Raw genomic sequence first — 16,842 nt, 5'->3', positions numbered from 1 at the left:
GCCTTACGCCTGACGCGTCAGCGCGACCAGCTCATAGACCAGATCCAGCGCCTCGCGCGGGCTGAGCGTGTCGGGCTGGACCGCCTGCAGCCGCTTTTCGGCGGCTGAGTCCTTCTTCTGCGCCGGTGCAGGCGCAGGTGCCGCCCGGAACAGCGGCAGGTCGTCGATCAACGCGGCCGGGCGCGCGGCGCCGTCCCGCGCACCGGCTTCCAGCGCGTCAAGGATTTCCCGCGCGCGTTCCACCACTTCGGGGGGAAGCCCTGCCAGCCGGGCCACCTGCACACCATAGCTGCGGTCGGCGGCGCCCTTGCGGACCTCATGCAGGAAGATCACGTCACCGTTCCACTCGCGTACCGCGACGGTGGCGTTCTCGACCCCCTCCAGCTTGGCGGCAAGCTGGGTCATCTCGTGGTAATGGGTGGCGAACAGCGCCCGGCAGCGGTTCCCGCTATGCAGATGCTCCAGCACCGCCCAGGCGATGGAGAGGCCGTCCCAGGTCGCGGTGCCGCGTCCGATCTCGTCCAGAATCACCAGCGCAGCCGGATCGGCCTGGTTGAGGATCGCGGCGGTTTCCACCATTTCCACCATGAAGGTGGAGCGCCCGCGCGCGAGGTCGTCCGCCGCACCGACGCGGCTGAAAAGCTGCGACACCAGCCCGACATGGGCGCGGGCTGCGGGCACGAAGGCCCCGGCCTGCGCCAGCACCGCGATCAGCGCATTCTGCCGCAGGAAGGTCGATTTCCCCGCCATGTTCGGCCCGGTCAGCAGCCAGATCGCCGGGGTCGTCCCTTCGGTCAGGGCGCAGCCGTTGGCAACGAAGGGCTCTCCCTTCCGCTTCAGCGCGCGTTCCACGACGGGGTGGCGGCCGCCCTCGATTACGAAGGCGCGGCTGTCGTCCACGACAGGCCGGGCCCAGCCCTCGCCGGTCGCAAGGTCTGCGAAACCGGCGGCCACGTCGATCTCGGCCAGCGCCCGCGCAGCCTGCCCGATGCGGGCCGACTCGTCCAGCACGGCCCGCACCAGCCGGTCGAAGACCGCGCGTTCCAGTTCCAGCGCCCGGTCGCGGGCGTTCAGGATGCGGGTTTCCAGTTCCGAAAGCGTAACGGTGGTGAAGCGGATCTGATTCGCCGTCGTCTGGCGGTGGATGAAGCGCTCGTTCAGAGGCGGGGCGAGCATCCGCTCGGCATGGGTGGTCGTCGTTTCGATGAAATAGCCCAACACGTTGTTGTGCTTGATCTTCAGGCTGGCGACGCCGGTTTCCGCGATGTAGTCGCCCTGCATCCGGGCGATGACGCCCCGGCCTTCGTCCCGCAGCGCCCGCGTGTCGTCCAGTTCGGCGTCATAGCCTGCTGCCACGAAGCCGCCGTCGCGGGAAAGCAGCGGGGGTTCCGCCACCAGCGCCTCGTCCAGCAGATCGATCAGCGCGTCGTGCCCGACCAGGTTGCCTGCCGCCTCGGCCAGCAGCGGGTCGCCGCCGCCAATCAGCGCCGCGATCCGCACCGCCGCCGTCAGCCCGTTCCGCACGGCGGCAAGATCGCGCGGCCCGCCGCGTTCCAGCGAAAGCCGCGAGAGCGCCCGGTCCATGTCGGGCACCCGCGCCAGGGCGTCGCGCAGGTCGGCAGTCAGTCGCGCGTCCTCGACCAGCGCCGCCACCCCCGCCTGCCGCCTGTGGATCAGCGGCAGGTCGCGGCTCGGCGCGGAAATGCGACGTTCCAGCAGCCGCCCGCCCGGCGCTGTCACCGTCCGGTCGATGGCGGCGAGCAGCGAGCCCTCGCGCCCGCCCGACAGCGCCTGCGTCAGTTCCAGGTTGCGCCGGGTGGCCGCGTCGATCTGCATGGTGCCATGGCCGCTTTCCCGCACGGGGGGCGACAGCCGCGGCATCCGCCCGCGCTGGGTCAGCCTCAGGTAATCCGCGATGGCGCCCATCGCCGACAGTTCGGCTCGGGTGAACTGGCCGAAGCCGTCCAGCGTCTCGATGCCGTAAAGCTCGCAAAGGCGGCGGACGGCGGCGGTGGAATCGAAGCTGGCCGCGGAAAGTTCGGTCAGCGCGGCGCCGGCCTCATGGGCCACGTCGTCCAGCTTTGATCCGTCCAGCGCCAGCAACTCGCGCGGGGCGTGGCGGGCGAGTTCCGGGCCAAGGCGGACCTGCGGGCAGGGGGCGACCCGCAAGGCGCCCGTGGAAATGTCCACCCAGGCCAGTGCGCAGTCGTCCCGCACCGTGGCGAAGGCGGCGAGGAAGTTGTGCCGCCGCGCCTCCAGCAGCGATTCCTCGGTCAGCGTGCCGGGCGTCACCAGCCGCACCACGTCGCGGGCGACGACCGATTTCGAGCCGCGCTTCCTGGCCTCGGCGGGGTCTTCCATCTGCTCGGCGATGGCGACGCGGAAGCCCTTGCGGATCAGCGTCAGCAGGTAGCTTTCGGCGGCATGGACCGGGACGCCGCACATGGGGATCGGCTCGCCTAGGTGGGTGCCGCGCTTGGTCAGGGCGATGTCCAGCGCCGAGGCGGCGGCCACCGCGTCCTCGAAGAACATCTCGTAGAAATCGCCCATCCGGTAGAACAGCAGCGCCCCTGGGTTGGCCTCGCGGATCGCGAGATACTGGGCCATCATCGGGGTCGGCTGGTCGGTCATGGTCGGGCCTCGGGTCGGAACCCTGCCGTTCTAGTGGGGCCCGCGCGGCTTTGGAACCGGCCGGATTCCATTGGACATGGACCGGACCCGCTGGCAGCGTCATGTAAACGGGAAAGGGAGGGTCCCATGAGACTGATCGCCGCCACCCTGATGCTGGCCGCAGGCCCGGCCTTGGCCGACTGCCCGCCCCCGGCGCAGATGCAGGAGGCCGCCCGCGCCTGGGCTGCGGGCGAGCGCCTGCCCGACCCCGGCGTCACCACCGTCGAGGATGCCGCCTGCGCCTATGCCCCCTTCCGCGAAGCGCTTGAGGCCGAGATGGGCGCGCCCGTCGGCTGGAAGGTCGGCTTCACCTCGAAGCCCGCGCAGGAACGCTTCGGCGTCACCGCCCCGGTCGCGGGCGCGCTGTTCGCGCCGATGATCTTGCAGGACGGGGCCGAGGTCTCGCTGGCGGGCAGCCGCTCGCCCTTCTACGAGGCCGACCTGATCGTGACCGTCGCCGACGCCGCGATCAATCAGGCGACCACGCGGGAACAGGTCGCAGCCAGCCTGTCCGACGTGCGCCCCTTCATCGAACTGCCCGACATGGCTCTGGCCGAGGGGGTGAAGCCCACGGGGCCGATCATGGCCTCTTACGGCGTGATCCCGTGGCGCGGGGTCATCGGGCAGGGCGTGGCGTTGGCCGACCTGGCGGACCCGGTGGCGGACCTCGCCGCGCTGACGGTCGAGCTGAAGGCCGAGGGCGCCGAGCCGGTCACCGGCACGGGCGAGATGCTGCTGGGCCATCCTCTGGACGTAGTGCTGTGGCTGATCGGCCATGGCGGCGTGACGTTGGAACCGGGCCAGATGATCTCGCTCGGCTCGCTCAGCCCGCTGGTCGAGGCAACGCCGGGACTGACAGTGACGGCCGATTACCAGATCGGCGGTAAGCCGATGCGCGTGGCTGCGACGCTGACGCCATAGCTGTTGAACCGGCAAACGGGCGGCGCTAGCGTCGCCGGGCAGGGACGGTCCTGCCCCTATGGAACCGCATCCGGGACGGCCCGGCGTGAAAGCGAGGTCGTCTGATGGCATGGGCGCAACTGTTCGTGGCCGGCATCCTGGAAGTCATCTGGGCCTATGCGATGAAGCAGTCGGACGGCTTCTCGCGGCTTTCCTACACCATCATCACCTTTGCCGGCATGATCGCCAGCTTCTGGCTGCTTGCGCTGGCGATGCGCCTGCTGCCGCTGGGCACCGCCTATGCCGTCTGGACGGGGATCGGGGCGGCCGGGGCCTTCGTCCTTGGCATCGCCCTGCTGGGCGAAAGCGCCTCTCCCGGCCGCCTGATCGCCGCGGCGATGATCGTCGGCGGCATCGTCCTGATGCGGGTCGCGTCCTAAAGCACCCGCTGCAGGAACTCGCGCGTTCTCGGGTCGGTGGGCTCTGTGAATATCCGCTCGGGCGGGCCTTCCTCGACGATGAGGCCGCCGTCCATGAAGACCACGCGGTCGGCGATCTCGCGGGCGAACTGCATCTCATGCGTCACGACGACCATGGTCTGCCCGGCCTCGGCCACGCGGCGCATCAGGGCCAGCACCTCGCCCACCCATTCGGGGTCGAGCGCGCTGGTGGGTTCATCCAGCAGCATCAGGTCGGCGTCCAGCGCCATCGCCCGGGCGATCCCGATCCGCTGCTGCTGGCCGCCCGACAGGTTCGCGGGCCAAGTATCCGCCCGGTCGGCAAGGCCGATGTCCTGCAGGATCGCCAGGGCGCGGGCGTCGGCCTCGGCACGGGCCACGCCTTGCACCACCACCAGCCCCTCGGCGATGTTCTGCCGCGCGGTCTTGTTGGCGAACAGCGCGTAGTTCTGGAACACGAACGAGGTCCGCCGCCGCATCGCCAGCACCTGGCCGCGCGAGGCTTTCGCGGCATCGACCGACAGGTCGCCCACCTGCACCGTGCCCGCCTGCGCCCGTTCGAGGAAGTTCCAGCAGCGCAGCAGCGTGGATTTGCCCGTCCCGGACGGCCCGATTACCGCCACGCATTCCCCGGGCTCGACGCAGAGGTCGATGCCGCGCAGCACGACGTTCTCGCCGAAGCGCTTGGTCAGGCCGGTCAGGCTCGCCCCGCAGCGCCCGCTCATGCCGCGCGCCTCCGGGCGTTGCGGCGTTCGAGCCAGCCCTGCACCCGCGCCAGCGCCTCGACCATGATCCAGTAGAGGCAGGCGACCACAAGGAAGGATTCCAGATAGCGGAAGCTGCCCGCCGCCTCTTTCTGCGCCGCGCCCATCATCTCGGTCACGCCGAGGGTGAAGGCCAGGGACGTGGATTTCAGGATGTCCACGAAATAGTTGACCATCGTGGGGGCAAAGACGCGGGCGGCCTGCGGCAGGATGATCCGCCGCATGGTCTGCCCTTCGGTCATGCCCACGGCCCGTGCTGCCTCCCACTGGTCGCGGGGGACGCCGGTGATCGCGCCGCGCAGGGATTCGGCCATGTAGGCCGCGAAATGCAGCGTCAGGCCAAGGATCGCGGCCGTCACCCCGTCGATGCGGATGAAGGCCGGGATCGCCTGCGGCAGCCCGTAGTAGAACAGGAACAACTGCACCAGCAGCGGCGTGCCGCGGAAGAAGCTGATGAAGACCCCCGACACCTGGTGCAGGACCGGCACCCGCAGGACGCGGATCACGGCCATGATCGCCGCCAGCACCAGCGCGCCCGCCATCGAGGCCACCGCCATGCCGATGGTCAGCGGCACATAGCGCAGGATGACCGGGATCAGCCCCGCCATGTAGTCGAGGTTCAGCACCCTCGGCTACTCGGCCGCAGGCTTGGTGATGTCGGTGCCGAACCACTTGTCGCTGATCGCCGTCAGCGTCCCGTCCTCGGACATGGCAGCCAGCGCGGCGTCCACGCGGTCGCGCATGGCGACCCCGGCCTCGTCGTTGCGGAAGGGCAGGGCATTCCTGATCTCGCTGAAGGGCGCCCCCGCGAGTTGCAGCGGCAGGCCGCTTTCCTTAATCTTCTGCGCGGAACTGACCCGGTCCATCACGAAGGCGTCCACCCGGCCCAGCGCCACGTCCTGTTCGAGGTTGCCGTCATAGGTGCGGATGTCGATCTGGCCGGCGTTCGGCATCCCGCGCAGCAACTGCTCGAAGTTCGACCCCAGGCTGACCGCCACCGACTTGCCGGCAAGGCTTTCCGGGCCGGTGATCTCCTCGTTCCCTTCCCGCGTGACCACCTGCGCGCCGTCATAAACATAGGGACGCGAGAAGACGAAGCGCGCCTCGCGCTCGGGGGTGATGGTGATCTGGTTGGCGACGGTATCCACCCGGCCCGATTCCAAGGCCCCGATCAGGCCGGAAAAGGCCATGGTGACGAACTCGACCTGGTCGCCGGTGCGTTCGCCCACGGCATTCATCACATCGACCTCGAAGCCCTGCAGATTGCCCCCTTGGGTGAAGGTGAAGGGGAAGTAGCCGCCCGACATGCCCACCCGGATCGTCTCGGCCGCAGCAGCGCCGGACATCAGGGCAAGGGCGAGGGCGGCGGACAACATCCTGTTCATGGGGAAAGCCTTTCTGCTGGCAGGGCCTCTGGCAACGACGCCGCGGCCGCCCGCGTTCCATTGGCGCGTTGCGCCGACTGTGCCTTGTCGGCCATGCTGGGGCAACAGGAATGGGGGAAGAGGGATCATGACCGACAGCAACCAGCCGCACCGCTCGCGGATCACGCCGGAAGAGGCGCTGGCCTATCACCTGGAGCCCTGTCCGGGAAAGCTCGAGATCGTGCCCTCGACGCCGATGGCGACCCAGCGCGACCTGAGCCTCGCCTATTCCCCCGGCGTGGCCGTCCCGGTCGAGGCGATCGCGGCGCATCCCGAGACCGCCTATGACTACACCACCAAGGGCAACCTCGTGGCGGTGATCTCGAACGGCACCGCGATCCTTGGGCTGGGGAACCTGGGCGCGCTGGCCTCGAAGCCGGTGATGGAAGGCAAGGCGGTGCTGTTCAAGCGCTTCGCCGACGTGAACGCCATCGACATCGAGCTGGACACCGAGGACCCCGAGGAGATCATCCGCGCGGTCAGCCTGATGGGACCGTCCTTCGGCGGCATCAACCTGGAGGACATCAAGGCCCCCGAATGCTTCATCATCGAAAGCCGCCTGAAGGAGATGATGGACATCCCCGTCTTCCACGACGACCAGCACGGGACGGCGGTGATCTGCGCGGCAGGGCTGCTGAACGCGCTGGAACTGTCGGGCAAGCGCATCGAGGACGTGAAGATCGTGCTGAACGGCGCGGGCGCGGCGGGGATCGCCTGCCTCGAACTGCTGAAAGCCATGGGGGCGCGGCACGAGAACTGCATCATGGCGGACACCAAGGGCGTGATCTACCAAGGCCGCACCGAGGGGATGAACCAGTGGAAATCGGCCCATGCCGTCGCCACCGAGGCGCGGACGCTGGCGGATGCCATGGTCGGCTGCGATGTGTTCCTGGGCGTCTCGGCCAAAGGAGCGGTGACGCAGGAGATGGTCCGGTCCATGGCACCGAACCCGGTCATCTTCGCCATGGCCAACCCCGACCCCGAGATCACGCCCGAGGAAGCCCATGCCGTCCGCCCCGACGCCATCGTGGCCACGGGGCGCTCGGATTACCCGAACCAGGTCAACAACGTCCTTGGTTTCCCCTACCTGTTCCGCGGCGCGCTCGACATCCACGCCCGCGCCATCAACGACGAGATGAAGATCGCCTGCGCCCGCGCGCTGGCGGAACTCGCCCGGCGCGAGGTGCCCGACGAGGTGGCGGTGGCCTACGGCCGCAAGCTCAGCTTCGGGCGCGACTACATCATCCCGACCCCCTTCGATCCCCGGCTGATCCACGTGGTCCCGCCCGCGGTGGCGAAAGCGGGGATGGACACCGGCGCCGCCCGCCGCCCGATCATCGACATGGAGGGCTACGTCCAGACCCTGCGCCAGCGGATGGACCCCACCGCCGCGATCCTGCAGGGCATCCATGCCCGCGCCCGCCACGCGCAGGCGCGAATGATCTTCGCGGAAGGCGACGACCCGCGCGTGCTGCGCGCGGCGGTGGCATGGCAGCGCGGCGGCCTGGGCCGGGCGCTGGTGGTGGGACGAGAGGCCGACGTGGCCGAGAAGCTCGCCGCCGAGGGCATGGCCGACGCCGTGCGCGAGCTTGAGGTTGTCAGCGCCCTCACTTCGCCGCACCTGAATACCTATCACGAGGCGCTCTACAAGCGCCTGCAGCGGCAGGGCGTGGACCGCGACGACGCGCTGAAGCTTGCCCGGCGTGACCGCCATGTCTTCGCCGCGCTGATGCTGGCGCATGGACATGGCGACGCGCTGGTGACGGGGGCCACGCGCAAGGCCTCGCACGTCCTGGCGCAGGTGGGGCAGGTCTTCGACGTGCGGCCGCAGGACGGGGCGGTCGGCATCACCGCCGTGCTGCACAAGGGCCGGATCATCCTGATGGGCGACACACTGGTCCATGAGTGGCCCGAGGCCGAGGATCTGGCCCTGATCGCCACCCGCGGCGCCCATGTCGCCCGCGTCCTGGGGCTGGAGCCGCGCGTGGCCTTCCTGTCATTCTCCACCTTCGGCCATCCGGTCAGCGAACGCGCGACCAAGATGGCCGAGGCGCCGAAGGTACTGGACCGCCAGGGCGCCGATTTCGAATACGAGGGCGAGATGACCGCCGATGTCGCCCTGAACCCCGAAGCGGCGGCCCGCTATCCCTTCAGCCGTCTGACCGGCCCTGCGAACGTGCTGGTAGTCCCGGCGCGGCATTCGGCCTCGATCAGCATCAAGCTGCTGCAGGAAATGGCCGGGGCCACGGTGATCGGGCCGATCCTGACCGGCGTGCCGAAGCCGATCCAGATCTGCGGCAGCGGCTCGACCGTGAACGACATCCTCAACATGGCCGCGATGGCCGCGGGCCGGCTGGGGCAGGTCGCATGAGCTGGACCGCGCTGCTGGCGCAGGCGCGCACCGGCGCGCGCCTGCGCCATTCGCCGCATCATGGCGAGGTCCACTGGCGGGCCGTGGCGGCGACCGGGCTGGAACTTGCCCGCCGCGACCTTCGCGCCGATCCGGCGATCTGCATGGCCTTTGCGGTGCTGCACGACTGCCGCCGGGTGTCGGAACACCGCGACCCCCGTCATGGCCCCGCCGCGGCCGGGGTGGCGCAGTCCAGCGAGACCTTGCTGGCGCTGCTCGGTTCCGACCGCGCCGCGCTGGTGGCCGAGGCCTGCTTTCACCACGAGGGCGGCAAACCCCGCCGCGACCAGCCGCTGATCGGAGCCTGCTTCGACGCCGACCGCTTCACTTTGGGGCGCGTCGGCATTGAGCCGGAGCCTCGGTATTTCTCAGTGATCCACCACGATCCGGCCTTCGCCGAGATGGTGCGCTTCGCCGAGGATGCCACCGACGACCCGCCGGGATGGGAGGAACTGTTCGCGCGGTTGGGCTGAGACGCCAATCATGGCAATCTTTGCCAAACGAAGGAACGCACCTCGGCCACGATGAACGTCTCGCTGCCCGATCAGATGAAGGACTGGGTCGAGCAACAGTCCGACGCCGGGCGCTGCGCCAACAGCAGCGACTATATCCGCGGCCTGATCCGCCGCGACCAGAGCAAGGCCGGGAAGATCGCCCGGATGCAGGCGCCGGTGGATGAGGGGCTTGCAAGCGGCGTGAGCCCGCGCAGCCTTGAAGCGCGCCGCCTCGCCGGACTTTCCGGCCGCGCATGAGGTTGCATCTCACGCGGGCGGCGGAGGGCGATCTGATCAGGATTTTTTCTCGACGGGATCGACCGCCACGGCCCGACGCAGGCCGGAGGCCTGCCAGCGGCGCCTGCATCACAGCCTTGCCCTGCTGGCCGACCAGCCCGGCATGGGGGCGCTTGCGCCCCGGGTTCCGTCAGCCGATCCGAAGCCTGCCGGTCGGCAGCCACCTTACGCTTTACCCACGGCTTGACGGTGAGGTGCGGGTCGTCCGCATCCGCCACCATCCTGAGGACTGGTTTCCCCGCTGACGGACGTTCAGCCCGCGAACAACTCGCCCCGCGCGACCTGCCGCTGGCGCTCGCGGAACCTTTCGCGGTCGGCCTCGGAATACTCGTCCGCGCAGAGGTGGCAGCGCACCCCTTCCTCGTATTCGGGCCGCGCGGCGTCCTCGGGCGCCAGCGGACGGCGGCAGGCGTGGCACAGCACATGCCCGCCGGGTTCCAGCCCGTGGGTCAGGCTCACGCGCCCGTCGAAGACGAAGCAGGCTCCGTTCCAGAGGCTTTCGCCCTCGGGCACGTCTTCCAGATACTTCAGGATGCCGCCCTGCAGGTGGACGACCTCGGACACGCCCTGCGACACGAGGAAGCTGGTCGATTTCTCGCAGCGGATGCCGCCGGTGCAGAACATCGCCACGCGCTTTCCGGCGAAACGCCTGGCGTTCTCGGCCCACCATCCGGGGAACTCGCGGAAGCTGCGGGTGCCGGGGTCCACTGCGCCACGGAAGCTGCCGATGGCGACCTCGTAATCGTTGCGGGTGTCGATCACGACCGTATCGGGGTCCGAGATGACCGCGTTCCAGTCCGAGGCCCCGACATGGCGGCCCGCACGGGCGGTCGGATCGACCTGCGGCTGGCCCATGGTCACGATCTCGGGCTTCACCCGGACCTTCATGCGGCCGAAGGGCAGTGCCCCGGCCGCGCTTTCCTTCCACGCCATCGCCTCGAAGCCCGGCCATGCGCGGACATGGGCCAGCACGGCGTCGATGCCCGGACGCGGCCCGGCGATGGTGCCGTTGATCCCCTCGCGCGCCAGGATCAGCGTGCCGCGCAGGCCCCGCGCCTGACACAGCGCCATCAGGCCCTCGCGCCGGGCCGAAGGATCGGGAAGCGGGGCAAAGTGATAAAGGGCGGCCACAACGAACATGGGCGCGGCCTAGACCGGCCGCGCCCATGAAGGCAAGCTCATGCGACGGGGATCAGAACTCGATCCCCAGCGCGATGGGGCCGAGGATATAGGCCGCCAGCGTGATCAGCACGACGCTGACCGCGTTCATCAGCGCCCCGCCCCGGACCATCTGCGCCATCGTGACGCGGCCGGTGGCGAAGACGATGGCGTTGGGCGGCGTGCCCACCGGCAGCATGAAGGCCAGGCTCAGCGCCAGCGTCGCCGGGACCAGCAGCAGGAAGGGGTCCACCCCGATGCCCGGCGCCACCACGCCCAGGATCGGCACGATGGTCGCCGCCATGGCGGTGTTCGAGGCGATCTCGGACACCATCACCACGATCGCCGCCAGCGCGACCACCAGCCAGACCGTGGGCAGGCTGCCGAGGCCCGACACCCGTTCCCCGAACCAGGCGTCCAGCCCGGTCGCGGACACCGCCGCGGCAAGGCTCAGGCCGCCGCCGAACAGCAGCAGGACGCCCCAGGGCAGCCCTTCCTCGGCGTCCTTCCATTCCAGCAGCATCTGGGTCCGGCCGCGGCCGGGCAGGATGAACAGCAGGATGCCGGCCGCGATAGCGGTCGCGGTGTCGTCGAAGCCCCCCAGCCAGGGCGCAACGGCCGCGATGGAGGGGATCGAGGCCAGGATGCTCGGCACGATCCAGAAGAAGGCGGCGCCCAGGAAGACCAGCAGCACCATCCGCTCGCCCTGGCTCAGCGGGCCGAGTTCGCGGATCTGTTCCTCGATCAGCCCGCGCCCGCCGGGGATCTCGGGCAGGTCGAAGCGGTACATCACCCGCGTCATCAGGAACCAGCCGATGAAGACGAAGACAAAGGCCAGCGGCACCCCGATCATCATCCAGTTGACGAAGCCGATGGGGCGGCCCAGCGTCTCGGCGGCATAGCCCGCGACGATGGCGTTGGGCGGGCTGCCGATCAGCGTGCCGATGCCGCCGATGGAGGCCGACCAAGCCACCGCCAGCACGATGCAGACGCCGAAATTGGCGATGTCGCGGTCCTTGACCGCATCGCTGATCGTCGCCCCATCGGCCAGCGCCTGGGCATCGGCCCGCCGCCCGCTGCGCTCGATCACCAAGGCCAGCACCGAGGTCGCGATGGGCAGCATCATCAGCGCAGTCGCGGTGTTGGACACCCACATCGACAGGAAGGCGGTGGCGAGCATCATCCCCAGCACCATCCGGCGCGGATGCAGCCCGACCCGCTTCAGCGTCATCAGGGCGATGCGCAGATGCAGGTTCCATTTCTCCATCGCGATGGCCAGCAGGAAGCCGCCGAGGAACAGGAAGATGGTGGAACTGGCATAAGGCGAGGTCGCCTGGCCCACGGTGCGGTCCGTCAGGGCGGGCACCAGCACGATGGGCAGCAGCGAGGTGATCGACAGCGGCAACGCCTCGGTCATCCACCATGTCGCCATCAGCGCCATGATCGCGGCGACGGCGCGGCCATCGGGCGTCAGGTCCTCCTGCGAGCCGAGCAGCGCATAGACCGCAAGCGCCACGATCACCCCCAGCGCCCGCAGGGACCACATCACCCCGGCGGATCGTCCCGAGGGCGCGTCCTCCTCAAGATCCCGCGCGGTTTCCATCCGGCTATGGTCGGTCATGCAACTCCTCCATCGGTTCAGACGATTCGCGGTGCGGTAAGTAGATTTGCAGCCAGATACCAGCGCGCGGCGGCTATGCGGCTGGCGCAATGCTGATCGTTCCGGACTGCCGGATGGCACTTCACGTTGACGCAACCCGGAACGCTTCCTAAGGTTCGCCGTCCTCTTCGGGAAATCACATGCGCGCCCTGATCGTGGTTGATCTTCAAGTCGATTTCTGCCCCGGAGGCGCCCTTGCCGTGGCCGGCGGGGACGAGATCGTGGCCCCTGTCAACGCGCTGATGCAAGGCTTAGACGCCGTCATCCTGACGCAGGACTGGCACCCCGGGAATCATTCCAGCTTCGCCGCCAACCATCCGGGCGCGCAAGCCTTTTCCACCCTGCGGATGCCTTACGGCGACCAGGTGCTGTGGCCGCGCCACTGCGTCATCGGCTCGGACGGCGTGGCGTTCCATCCCGGTCTGGACAGCGCCCGCGCCGATCTGGTGATCCGCAAGGGCTTCCGCCCCGGCATCGACAGCTATTCCGCCTTCTTCGAGAACGACCGGACCACACCCACGGGTCTGGCGGGCTACCTGCGCGAGCGGGGCCTGACGGACCTGCATTTCGCGGGCCTCGCCCATGATTTCTGCGTGGCCTGGTCGGCCATCGACGCGGCGAAGCTGGGCTTCCGGTCCTTCGTGATCGAGGAGGCCACCCGCGCCATCGACCTCGACGGCTCGCTCGACGCGGCGCGCGCGGCCATGCAGGCGGCAGGAGTCACGGTCTCATGATGATCCCCACCATTGACATCGCCACTCGTGTCTACAACCACAAGTGGAAGATCGACCCGATCGTCCGGTCCCTGATCGACACCGACTTCTACAAGCTGCTGATGTGCCAGTCGGTCTTCCGCTACCGGCCGGACGTGTCCGTGACCTTCCGGCTGATCAACCGGTCAAAGGACATCCGCCTCGCTGAACTGATCGACGAGGGCGAGTTGCGCGAGCAGCTTGACCATGTGCGCGGCGTCTCGCTGACGCGGGGGGAATCGACCTGGCTGCGGGGCAACACCTTCTACGGCAAGCGCCAGATGTTCCGTCCCGACTTCATGGAGTTCCTCGAAAACCTGCGCCTGCCCGCCTATCACCTTGAAAAGCGAGACGGCCAGTATGAACTGACCTTCGAGGGCCGCTGGCCCGAGGTGATGCTGTGGGAAATCCCGGCGCTCGCCATCATCATGGAACTGCGGTCCCGCGCGGTGCTGAAGGACATGGGCCGGTTCGAGCTGCAGGTGCTTTACGCCCGCGCCATGACCCGGATCTGGGAAAAGATCGAGGCGCTGCGGGCGCTCGGCCCCGATCTTCGGATCGCCGATTTCGGGACGCGGCGGCGGCATTCCTTCCTGTGGCAGGACTGGTGCGTGCAGGCGATGATCGAGGGCCTGGGCGAGCGTTTCACCGGCACCTCGAACTGCCTGATCGCCCAGCGCCGCGACATCGAGGCGATCGGCACCAATGCCCATGAACTGCCGATGGTCTATGCCGCCCTGGCCGAGACGGACGAGGAACTGCGGCAGGCCCCCTACCGCGTGCTGGCCGACTGGCACGAGGAACATGACGGCAACCTGCGCGTCATCCTGCCCGACACCTACGGCACGCCGGGGTTCCTCGACAGCGCGCCCGACTGGCTGGCGGGCTGGACCGGCATCCGCATCGATTCGGGCGACCCGGTGGCGGTGACGGAATATGCGATCCGATGGTGGAAATCGCGGGGCGAGGACCCGGCGCAGAAGCTGGTGATCTTCTCGGACGGGCTGGACGTAGAGGAGATCGCGGCGCTGTTCCACCGCTTCAACGGGCGCGTGAAGGTCAGCTTCGGCTGGGGGACGTTGCTGACCAACGACTTCCGCGGGCTGGTGCCGGGCGACGGGCTCGCGCCCTTCAGCCTCGTCTGCAAGGCGGCGGCCGCGAACGGGCGGCCCACGGTCAAGCTGTCGGACAACCCCGAAAAGGCGACCGGGCCTGCGGACCTGATCCGCCACTACCGGCAGGTGTTCGGTGCGACCGAGGGGCAGCGGTTCGATCTGGTGGTGTGAGGGGTCGGCGGGACGGTGCGTGCAGAACAACTCCGCGACGCCTGTGCGGCTGAACGGTGCGTGCAAAGCACGCACCCTACGCTTCTGCGGATTTCGCGCCGGTGGATTTTATCATTTCCAAAGAATCATGGACATGGACGTAGGGTGCGTGGTCGCCACGCACCTTCCTCGTCACCCGGTCACACCATCCGCACCGGCCCGCCATATTCCGCCACGCGCCGGTCGGCGGTCAGAAGCTGCATCCCCTCGGTCATCGCCTGCGCGACCAGCATCCGGTCGAAGGGATCGCCATGCACCGGCGGCAGGGTGGGGATGGCAAGGCAATGCCGCCCCTCGACCGGCAGTTCAAGGTAGCCGTTGGCCAGAAGGCCGGGACGGAAGGACGCCGGATCAACGGTGAAATCCGGGCGGCCCTGGGCGAACTTGATCGCGATCTCCCACAGGCTCGCGGTGCTGAAATGCAGCCGGTTCTCGGGATCGCTCATCAGCGTCACCGCCGCCGGAGGCAGCTTCTGGACGGCGACGGCCCCCCAGATCAGCAGATGCGTGTCGATCAGCAGGTTCACGCCCTGGGCTTCCGCTGGTCGGGCGGGACGTAAAGCCCGCTGCCGTCATACTTGCCCTCGAACATCGCCTGGATTTCTTCGGCCATCATGTCGTCGAAGTCGTCCGGCACCTCGAACTGGCCCTGCATGAAGCCCAGGCGCCGCGGTGCCGGCTGTTCCACAAGCGTCACCTTGACCACCGGCTTGCCGGCGCGGGCGATGATGAAGGGCTCGCCCTTTTCCACGCCTTCGACAAGACGCGAAAGATGGGTCTTGGCCTCGTGCATGTTCACGGTCTTCATGGCGGCATCCCTTGGTGGACTAACTCAATCTAGTCCACCAAGGCCTTCCGTTCAATCAACTGCCGGATCGCGCCACCTGTTGACCAGCGGATAGCGCCGGTCGAGCCAGAAGGACCGGGGCGAGACGCGGGGACCGGGGGCGGCCTGATACCGCTTCCACTCGCTGGTATAAAGCAGCCGCTCGACCTGCCGCACCGTCTGGGGGTCATGGCCCGCAGCCACCAGGTCGGCGATCGACTCGTCGCGCTCGACCATCCCGGTGAGGATCGCGTCCAGCACCTCATAGGGCGGCAGGCTGTCCTGGTCGGTCTGGTCCGGGCGCAGTTCGGCCGAGGGCTGCTTGTCGATGATGACCGGCGGGATCACCTCGCCCGCGGGCGCCTGCATCCAGCCGCGGTGGTTCTCGTTCCGCCAGCGGCAAGTCTGGAACACCCGCGTCTTGTAAAGATCCTTCAGCGGATTGTAGCCGCCCGCCATGTCGCCGTAGATCGTGGCATAGCCCACGCCGACCTCGGACTTGTTGCCGGTGGTCAGCAGCATCTCGCCGAACTTGTTGGACACCGCCATCAGCAGCACGCCCCGCAGGCGGGACTGGATGTTCTCCTCGGTCAGGTCGGGCGCGGTGCCCGCCATCACCCCCGACAGCGCCTGCGTCACCGCATCAACCGGCCCGGTGATCGGAATCGTGTCCATGCGGATGCCCAGCCGCCGCGCCAGTTCCTCGGCGTCGTCGAGCGACCCCTGCGAGGAATATTCGGACGGCAGCCGCACTCCGCGCACGTTCTCCGGTCCCAGAGCGTCGGCGGCAATGGCCGCGACCAGCGCCGAATCGATGCCGCCCGACAGGCCCAGCAGCACCTTGCGGAAGCCCGACTTGCGAACGTAATCCCCAAGCCCGAGGCAGATCGCCCGGTAATCCTGTTCCCATTCATCGGGCTGCGGGACCATCTCGCCGCGCTCGGCCCGCCAGCCCTCCGGCGTGCGGGTGAAGTCGACATGGGCCACCGCCTCCTCGAAGGGCGCAAGCTGCACCACCTTGTGCCCGCCGGGGTTCAGCACGAAGCTTGCCCCGTCATAGACCTGATCGTCCTGCCCGCCGACCATGTTCAGGTAGACCAGCGGCAGCCCCGTCTCGACCACGCGGGCGACCATGTGGCCCATCCGCAGGTCCAGCTTGTTCCGGTGATAAGGGCTGCCGTTCGGCACCACGAGGATCTCGGCCCCCGTCTCGGCCAGCGTCTCGGACACGCCCGGCCACCAGGCATCCTCGCAGATGGGGCTGCCGATGCGGACGCCATCGACGGCATAGGGGCCACTGATCGGGCCGGGGTCGAACAGCCGGTATTCGTCGAACAGTTCCTTGTGCGGCAGTTCGTGCTTCAGCACCCGCGCCGTGATCCGCCCGCCCTGCAGCACGACCCATGCGTTGTGCAGCTTGCCCTCGACCCGCCAGGGAACGCCGATGCCAAGCGCGGGGCCGTCGGCGCAGTCTGCGGCCAGCCGCTCCACCACACGCTGGCAGTCGTCCAGGAAGGCGGGCTTCAGCACCAGGTCCTGCGTCTGGTAGCCGGTCAGGAACATCTCGGGCAGCGCGACCATCTGCGCCCCCACGGCCTTGGCCTGATCCCATGCGGCGCGAGCCTGGGCGGCGTTGCCCGTCAGGTCGCCGACCGTGGCGTTCAGTTGCGCGATGGTCAGGCGGAAGCGGTCGGTCATCGCGGT

General features: G+C 68.7%; 16 protein-coding genes. 7 read left to right on the top strand and 9 right to left on the bottom strand.

Annotation, left to right across the window (positions count from 1 at the left end; genetic code table 11):
• Nucleotides 1–3 precede the first annotated feature (3 nt).
• On the bottom strand, nucleotides 4–2,631 hold the full coding sequence (gene mutS, locus JGR78_RS11890; protein ID WP_182803857.1) for a DNA mismatch repair protein MutS: 2,628 nt from the start codon (nucleotides 2,629–2,631) through the stop codon (nucleotides 4–6).
• A gap of 126 nt (nucleotides 2,632–2,757) precedes the next feature.
• Between mutS and JGR78_RS11885 the strand changes: the two genes are divergently transcribed.
• On the top strand, nucleotides 2,758–3,591 hold the full coding sequence (locus tag JGR78_RS11885; RefSeq protein ID WP_182792037.1) for a 2-keto-4-pentenoate hydratase: 834 nt from the start codon (nucleotides 2,758–2,760) through the stop codon (nucleotides 3,589–3,591).
• Between the two features lie 104 nt (nucleotides 3,592–3,695).
• Nucleotides 3,696–4,010 carry a multidrug efflux SMR transporter gene (locus JGR78_RS11880; RefSeq protein WP_182792038.1) on the top strand — a complete coding sequence of 105 codons (315 nt, stop codon included), beginning with the start codon at nucleotides 3,696–3,698 and terminating at the stop codon, nucleotides 4,008–4,010.
• Here JGR78_RS11880 and JGR78_RS11875 read toward each other — a convergent pair.
• From JGR78_RS11875 to JGR78_RS11865, 3 genes are read right to left on the bottom strand one after another with little or no spacing between them, the layout of a single operon-like run.
• Nucleotides 4,007–4,753, bottom strand: a complete 747-nt coding sequence (locus tag JGR78_RS11875; protein WP_182803854.1) for an amino acid ABC transporter ATP-binding protein — start codon at nucleotides 4,751–4,753, stop codon at nucleotides 4,007–4,009. The genes JGR78_RS11880 and JGR78_RS11875 overlap by 4 nt on opposite strands.
• Entirely contained in the window at nucleotides 4,750–5,400 is a 651-nt protein-coding gene (locus tag JGR78_RS11870; protein WP_182792151.1) for an amino acid ABC transporter permease, read from the bottom strand. Before JGR78_RS11870 ends, JGR78_RS11875 begins: the two co-directional genes overlap by 4 nt.
• Before the next feature lie 24 nt (nucleotides 5,401–5,424).
• Nucleotides 5,425–6,177, bottom strand: coding sequence for an amino acid ABC transporter substrate-binding protein (locus tag JGR78_RS11865; protein WP_182803852.1), 753 nt, complete (start codon nucleotides 6,175–6,177; stop codon nucleotides 5,425–5,427).
• 127 nt (nucleotides 6,178–6,304) lie between these two features.
• Here JGR78_RS11865 and JGR78_RS11860 point away from each other — a divergent pair, with 127 nt between their 5' ends.
• The 3 genes from JGR78_RS11860 to JGR78_RS11850 are packed head-to-tail and all read left to right on the top strand — an operon-like array spanning nucleotide 6,305 to nucleotide 9,378.
• A complete protein-coding gene (locus tag JGR78_RS11860) occupies nucleotides 6,305–8,587 on the top strand; it encodes an NADP-dependent malic enzyme (protein WP_182803850.1) in 2,283 nt (760 codons plus the stop codon).
• Complete coding sequence (locus tag JGR78_RS11855) at nucleotides 8,584–9,099, top strand: hypothetical protein (protein WP_182792042.1); 516 nt, start codon at nucleotides 8,584–8,586, stop codon at nucleotides 9,097–9,099. The genes JGR78_RS11860 and JGR78_RS11855 overlap by 4 nt, the downstream gene beginning before the upstream one ends.
• A gap of 51 nt (nucleotides 9,100–9,150) precedes the next feature.
• Nucleotides 9,151–9,378: a type II toxin-antitoxin system ParD family antitoxin gene (locus JGR78_RS11850; RefSeq protein WP_182792043.1), complete on the top strand. Its 228-nt coding sequence runs from the start codon at nucleotides 9,151–9,153 to the stop codon at nucleotides 9,376–9,378.
• Between the two features lie 291 nt (nucleotides 9,379–9,669).
• On the opposite strand, the gene JGR78_RS11840 is transcribed toward JGR78_RS11850, so the two are convergent.
• Together JGR78_RS11840 and JGR78_RS11835 are read right to left on the bottom strand one after the other, a co-directional pair.
• Nucleotides 9,670–10,557 (bottom strand): rhodanese-related sulfurtransferase, encoded by an 888-nt coding sequence (locus JGR78_RS11840; RefSeq protein ID WP_182792045.1) that lies wholly within the window; start codon nucleotides 10,555–10,557, stop codon nucleotides 9,670–9,672.
• Nucleotides 10,558–10,609: 52 nt separating this feature from the next.
• Complete coding sequence (locus tag JGR78_RS11835; RefSeq protein WP_182792046.1) at nucleotides 10,610–12,196, bottom strand: DASS family sodium-coupled anion symporter; 1,587 nt, start codon at nucleotides 12,194–12,196, stop codon at nucleotides 10,610–10,612.
• 179 nt (nucleotides 12,197–12,375) lie between these two features.
• Here JGR78_RS11835 and pncA point away from each other — a divergent pair, with 179 nt between their 5' ends.
• Entirely contained in the window at nucleotides 12,376–12,969 is a 594-nt protein-coding gene (gene pncA, locus JGR78_RS11830; RefSeq protein WP_182792047.1) for a bifunctional nicotinamidase/pyrazinamidase, read from the top strand.
• On the top strand, nucleotides 12,966–14,273 hold the full coding sequence (gene pncB, locus JGR78_RS11825; protein ID WP_182792048.1) for a nicotinate phosphoribosyltransferase: 1,308 nt from the start codon (nucleotides 12,966–12,968) through the stop codon (nucleotides 14,271–14,273). Before pncA ends, pncB begins: the two co-directional genes overlap by 4 nt.
• Nucleotides 14,274–14,452: 179 nt before the next feature.
• On the opposite strand, the gene JGR78_RS11820 is transcribed toward pncB, so the two are convergent.
• From JGR78_RS11820 to JGR78_RS11810, 3 genes are read right to left on the bottom strand one after another with little or no spacing between them, the layout of a single operon-like run.
• On the bottom strand, nucleotides 14,453–14,839 hold the full coding sequence (locus tag JGR78_RS11820; RefSeq protein WP_182792049.1) for a type II toxin-antitoxin system VapC family toxin: 387 nt from the start codon (nucleotides 14,837–14,839) through the stop codon (nucleotides 14,453–14,455).
• Nucleotides 14,836–15,120, bottom strand: a complete 285-nt coding sequence (locus JGR78_RS11815) for a type II toxin-antitoxin system Phd/YefM family antitoxin (RefSeq protein WP_182792050.1) — start codon at nucleotides 15,118–15,120, stop codon at nucleotides 14,836–14,838. Before JGR78_RS11815 ends, JGR78_RS11820 begins: the two co-directional genes overlap by 4 nt.
• Before the next feature lie 51 nt (nucleotides 15,121–15,171).
• A complete protein-coding gene (locus JGR78_RS11810; RefSeq protein ID WP_182803848.1) occupies nucleotides 15,172–16,836 on the bottom strand; it encodes an NAD+ synthase in 1,665 nt (554 codons plus the stop codon).
• Nucleotides 16,837–16,842 lie beyond the last annotated feature (6 nt).

The organism is Paracoccus sp. MC1862 (assembly GCF_016617715.1).
Lineage (GTDB): Bacteria > Pseudomonadota > Alphaproteobacteria > Rhodobacterales > Rhodobacteraceae > Paracoccus.
Note: the sequence above shows the minus strand (reverse complement) of the source record. Positions and strands in the feature narration are given on the sequence as shown.

Coding starts and splice junctions, on each gene's coding strand:
- JGR78_RS11840 (WP_182792045.1), bottom strand. CDS start 10,557: ATGTTCGTTGTGGCCGCCCTTTATCACTTTGCCCCGCTTCCCGATCCT.
- JGR78_RS11835 (WP_182792046.1), bottom strand. CDS start 12,196: ATGACCGACCATAGCCGGATGGAAACCGCGCGGGATCTTGAGGAGGAC.
- JGR78_RS11855 (WP_182792042.1), top strand. CDS start 8,584: ATGAGCTGGACCGCGCTGCTGGCGCAGGCGCGCACCGGCGCGCGCCTG.
- pncA (WP_182792047.1), top strand. CDS start 12,376: ATGCGCGCCCTGATCGTGGTTGATCTTCAAGTCGATTTCTGCCCCGGA.
- JGR78_RS11815 (WP_182792050.1), bottom strand. CDS start 15,120: ATGAAGACCGTGAACATGCACGAGGCCAAGACCCATCTTTCGCGTCTT.
- JGR78_RS11870 (WP_182792151.1), bottom strand. CDS start 5,400: ATGGCGGGGCTGATCCCGGTCATCCTGCGCTATGTGCCGCTGACCATC.
- JGR78_RS11860 (WP_182803850.1), top strand. CDS start 6,305: ATGACCGACAGCAACCAGCCGCACCGCTCGCGGATCACGCCGGAAGAG.
- JGR78_RS11850 (WP_182792043.1), top strand. CDS start 9,151: ATGAACGTCTCGCTGCCCGATCAGATGAAGGACTGGGTCGAGCAACAG.
- pncB (WP_182792048.1), top strand. CDS start 12,966: ATGATGATCCCCACCATTGACATCGCCACTCGTGTCTACAACCACAAG.
- JGR78_RS11865 (WP_182803852.1), bottom strand. CDS start 6,177: ATGAACAGGATGTTGTCCGCCGCCCTCGCCCTTGCCCTGATGTCCGGC.
- JGR78_RS11810 (WP_182803848.1), bottom strand. CDS start 16,836: ATGACCGACCGCTTCCGCCTGACCATCGCGCAACTGAACGCCACGGTC.
- JGR78_RS11875 (WP_182803854.1), bottom strand. CDS start 4,753: ATGAGCGGGCGCTGCGGGGCGAGCCTGACCGGCCTGACCAAGCGCTTC.
- JGR78_RS11880 (WP_182792038.1), top strand. CDS start 3,696: ATGGCATGGGCGCAACTGTTCGTGGCCGGCATCCTGGAAGTCATCTGG.
- mutS (WP_182803857.1), bottom strand. CDS start 2,631: ATGACCGACCAGCCGACCCCGATGATGGCCCAGTATCTCGCGATCCGC.
- JGR78_RS11885 (WP_182792037.1), top strand. CDS start 2,758: ATGAGACTGATCGCCGCCACCCTGATGCTGGCCGCAGGCCCGGCCTTG.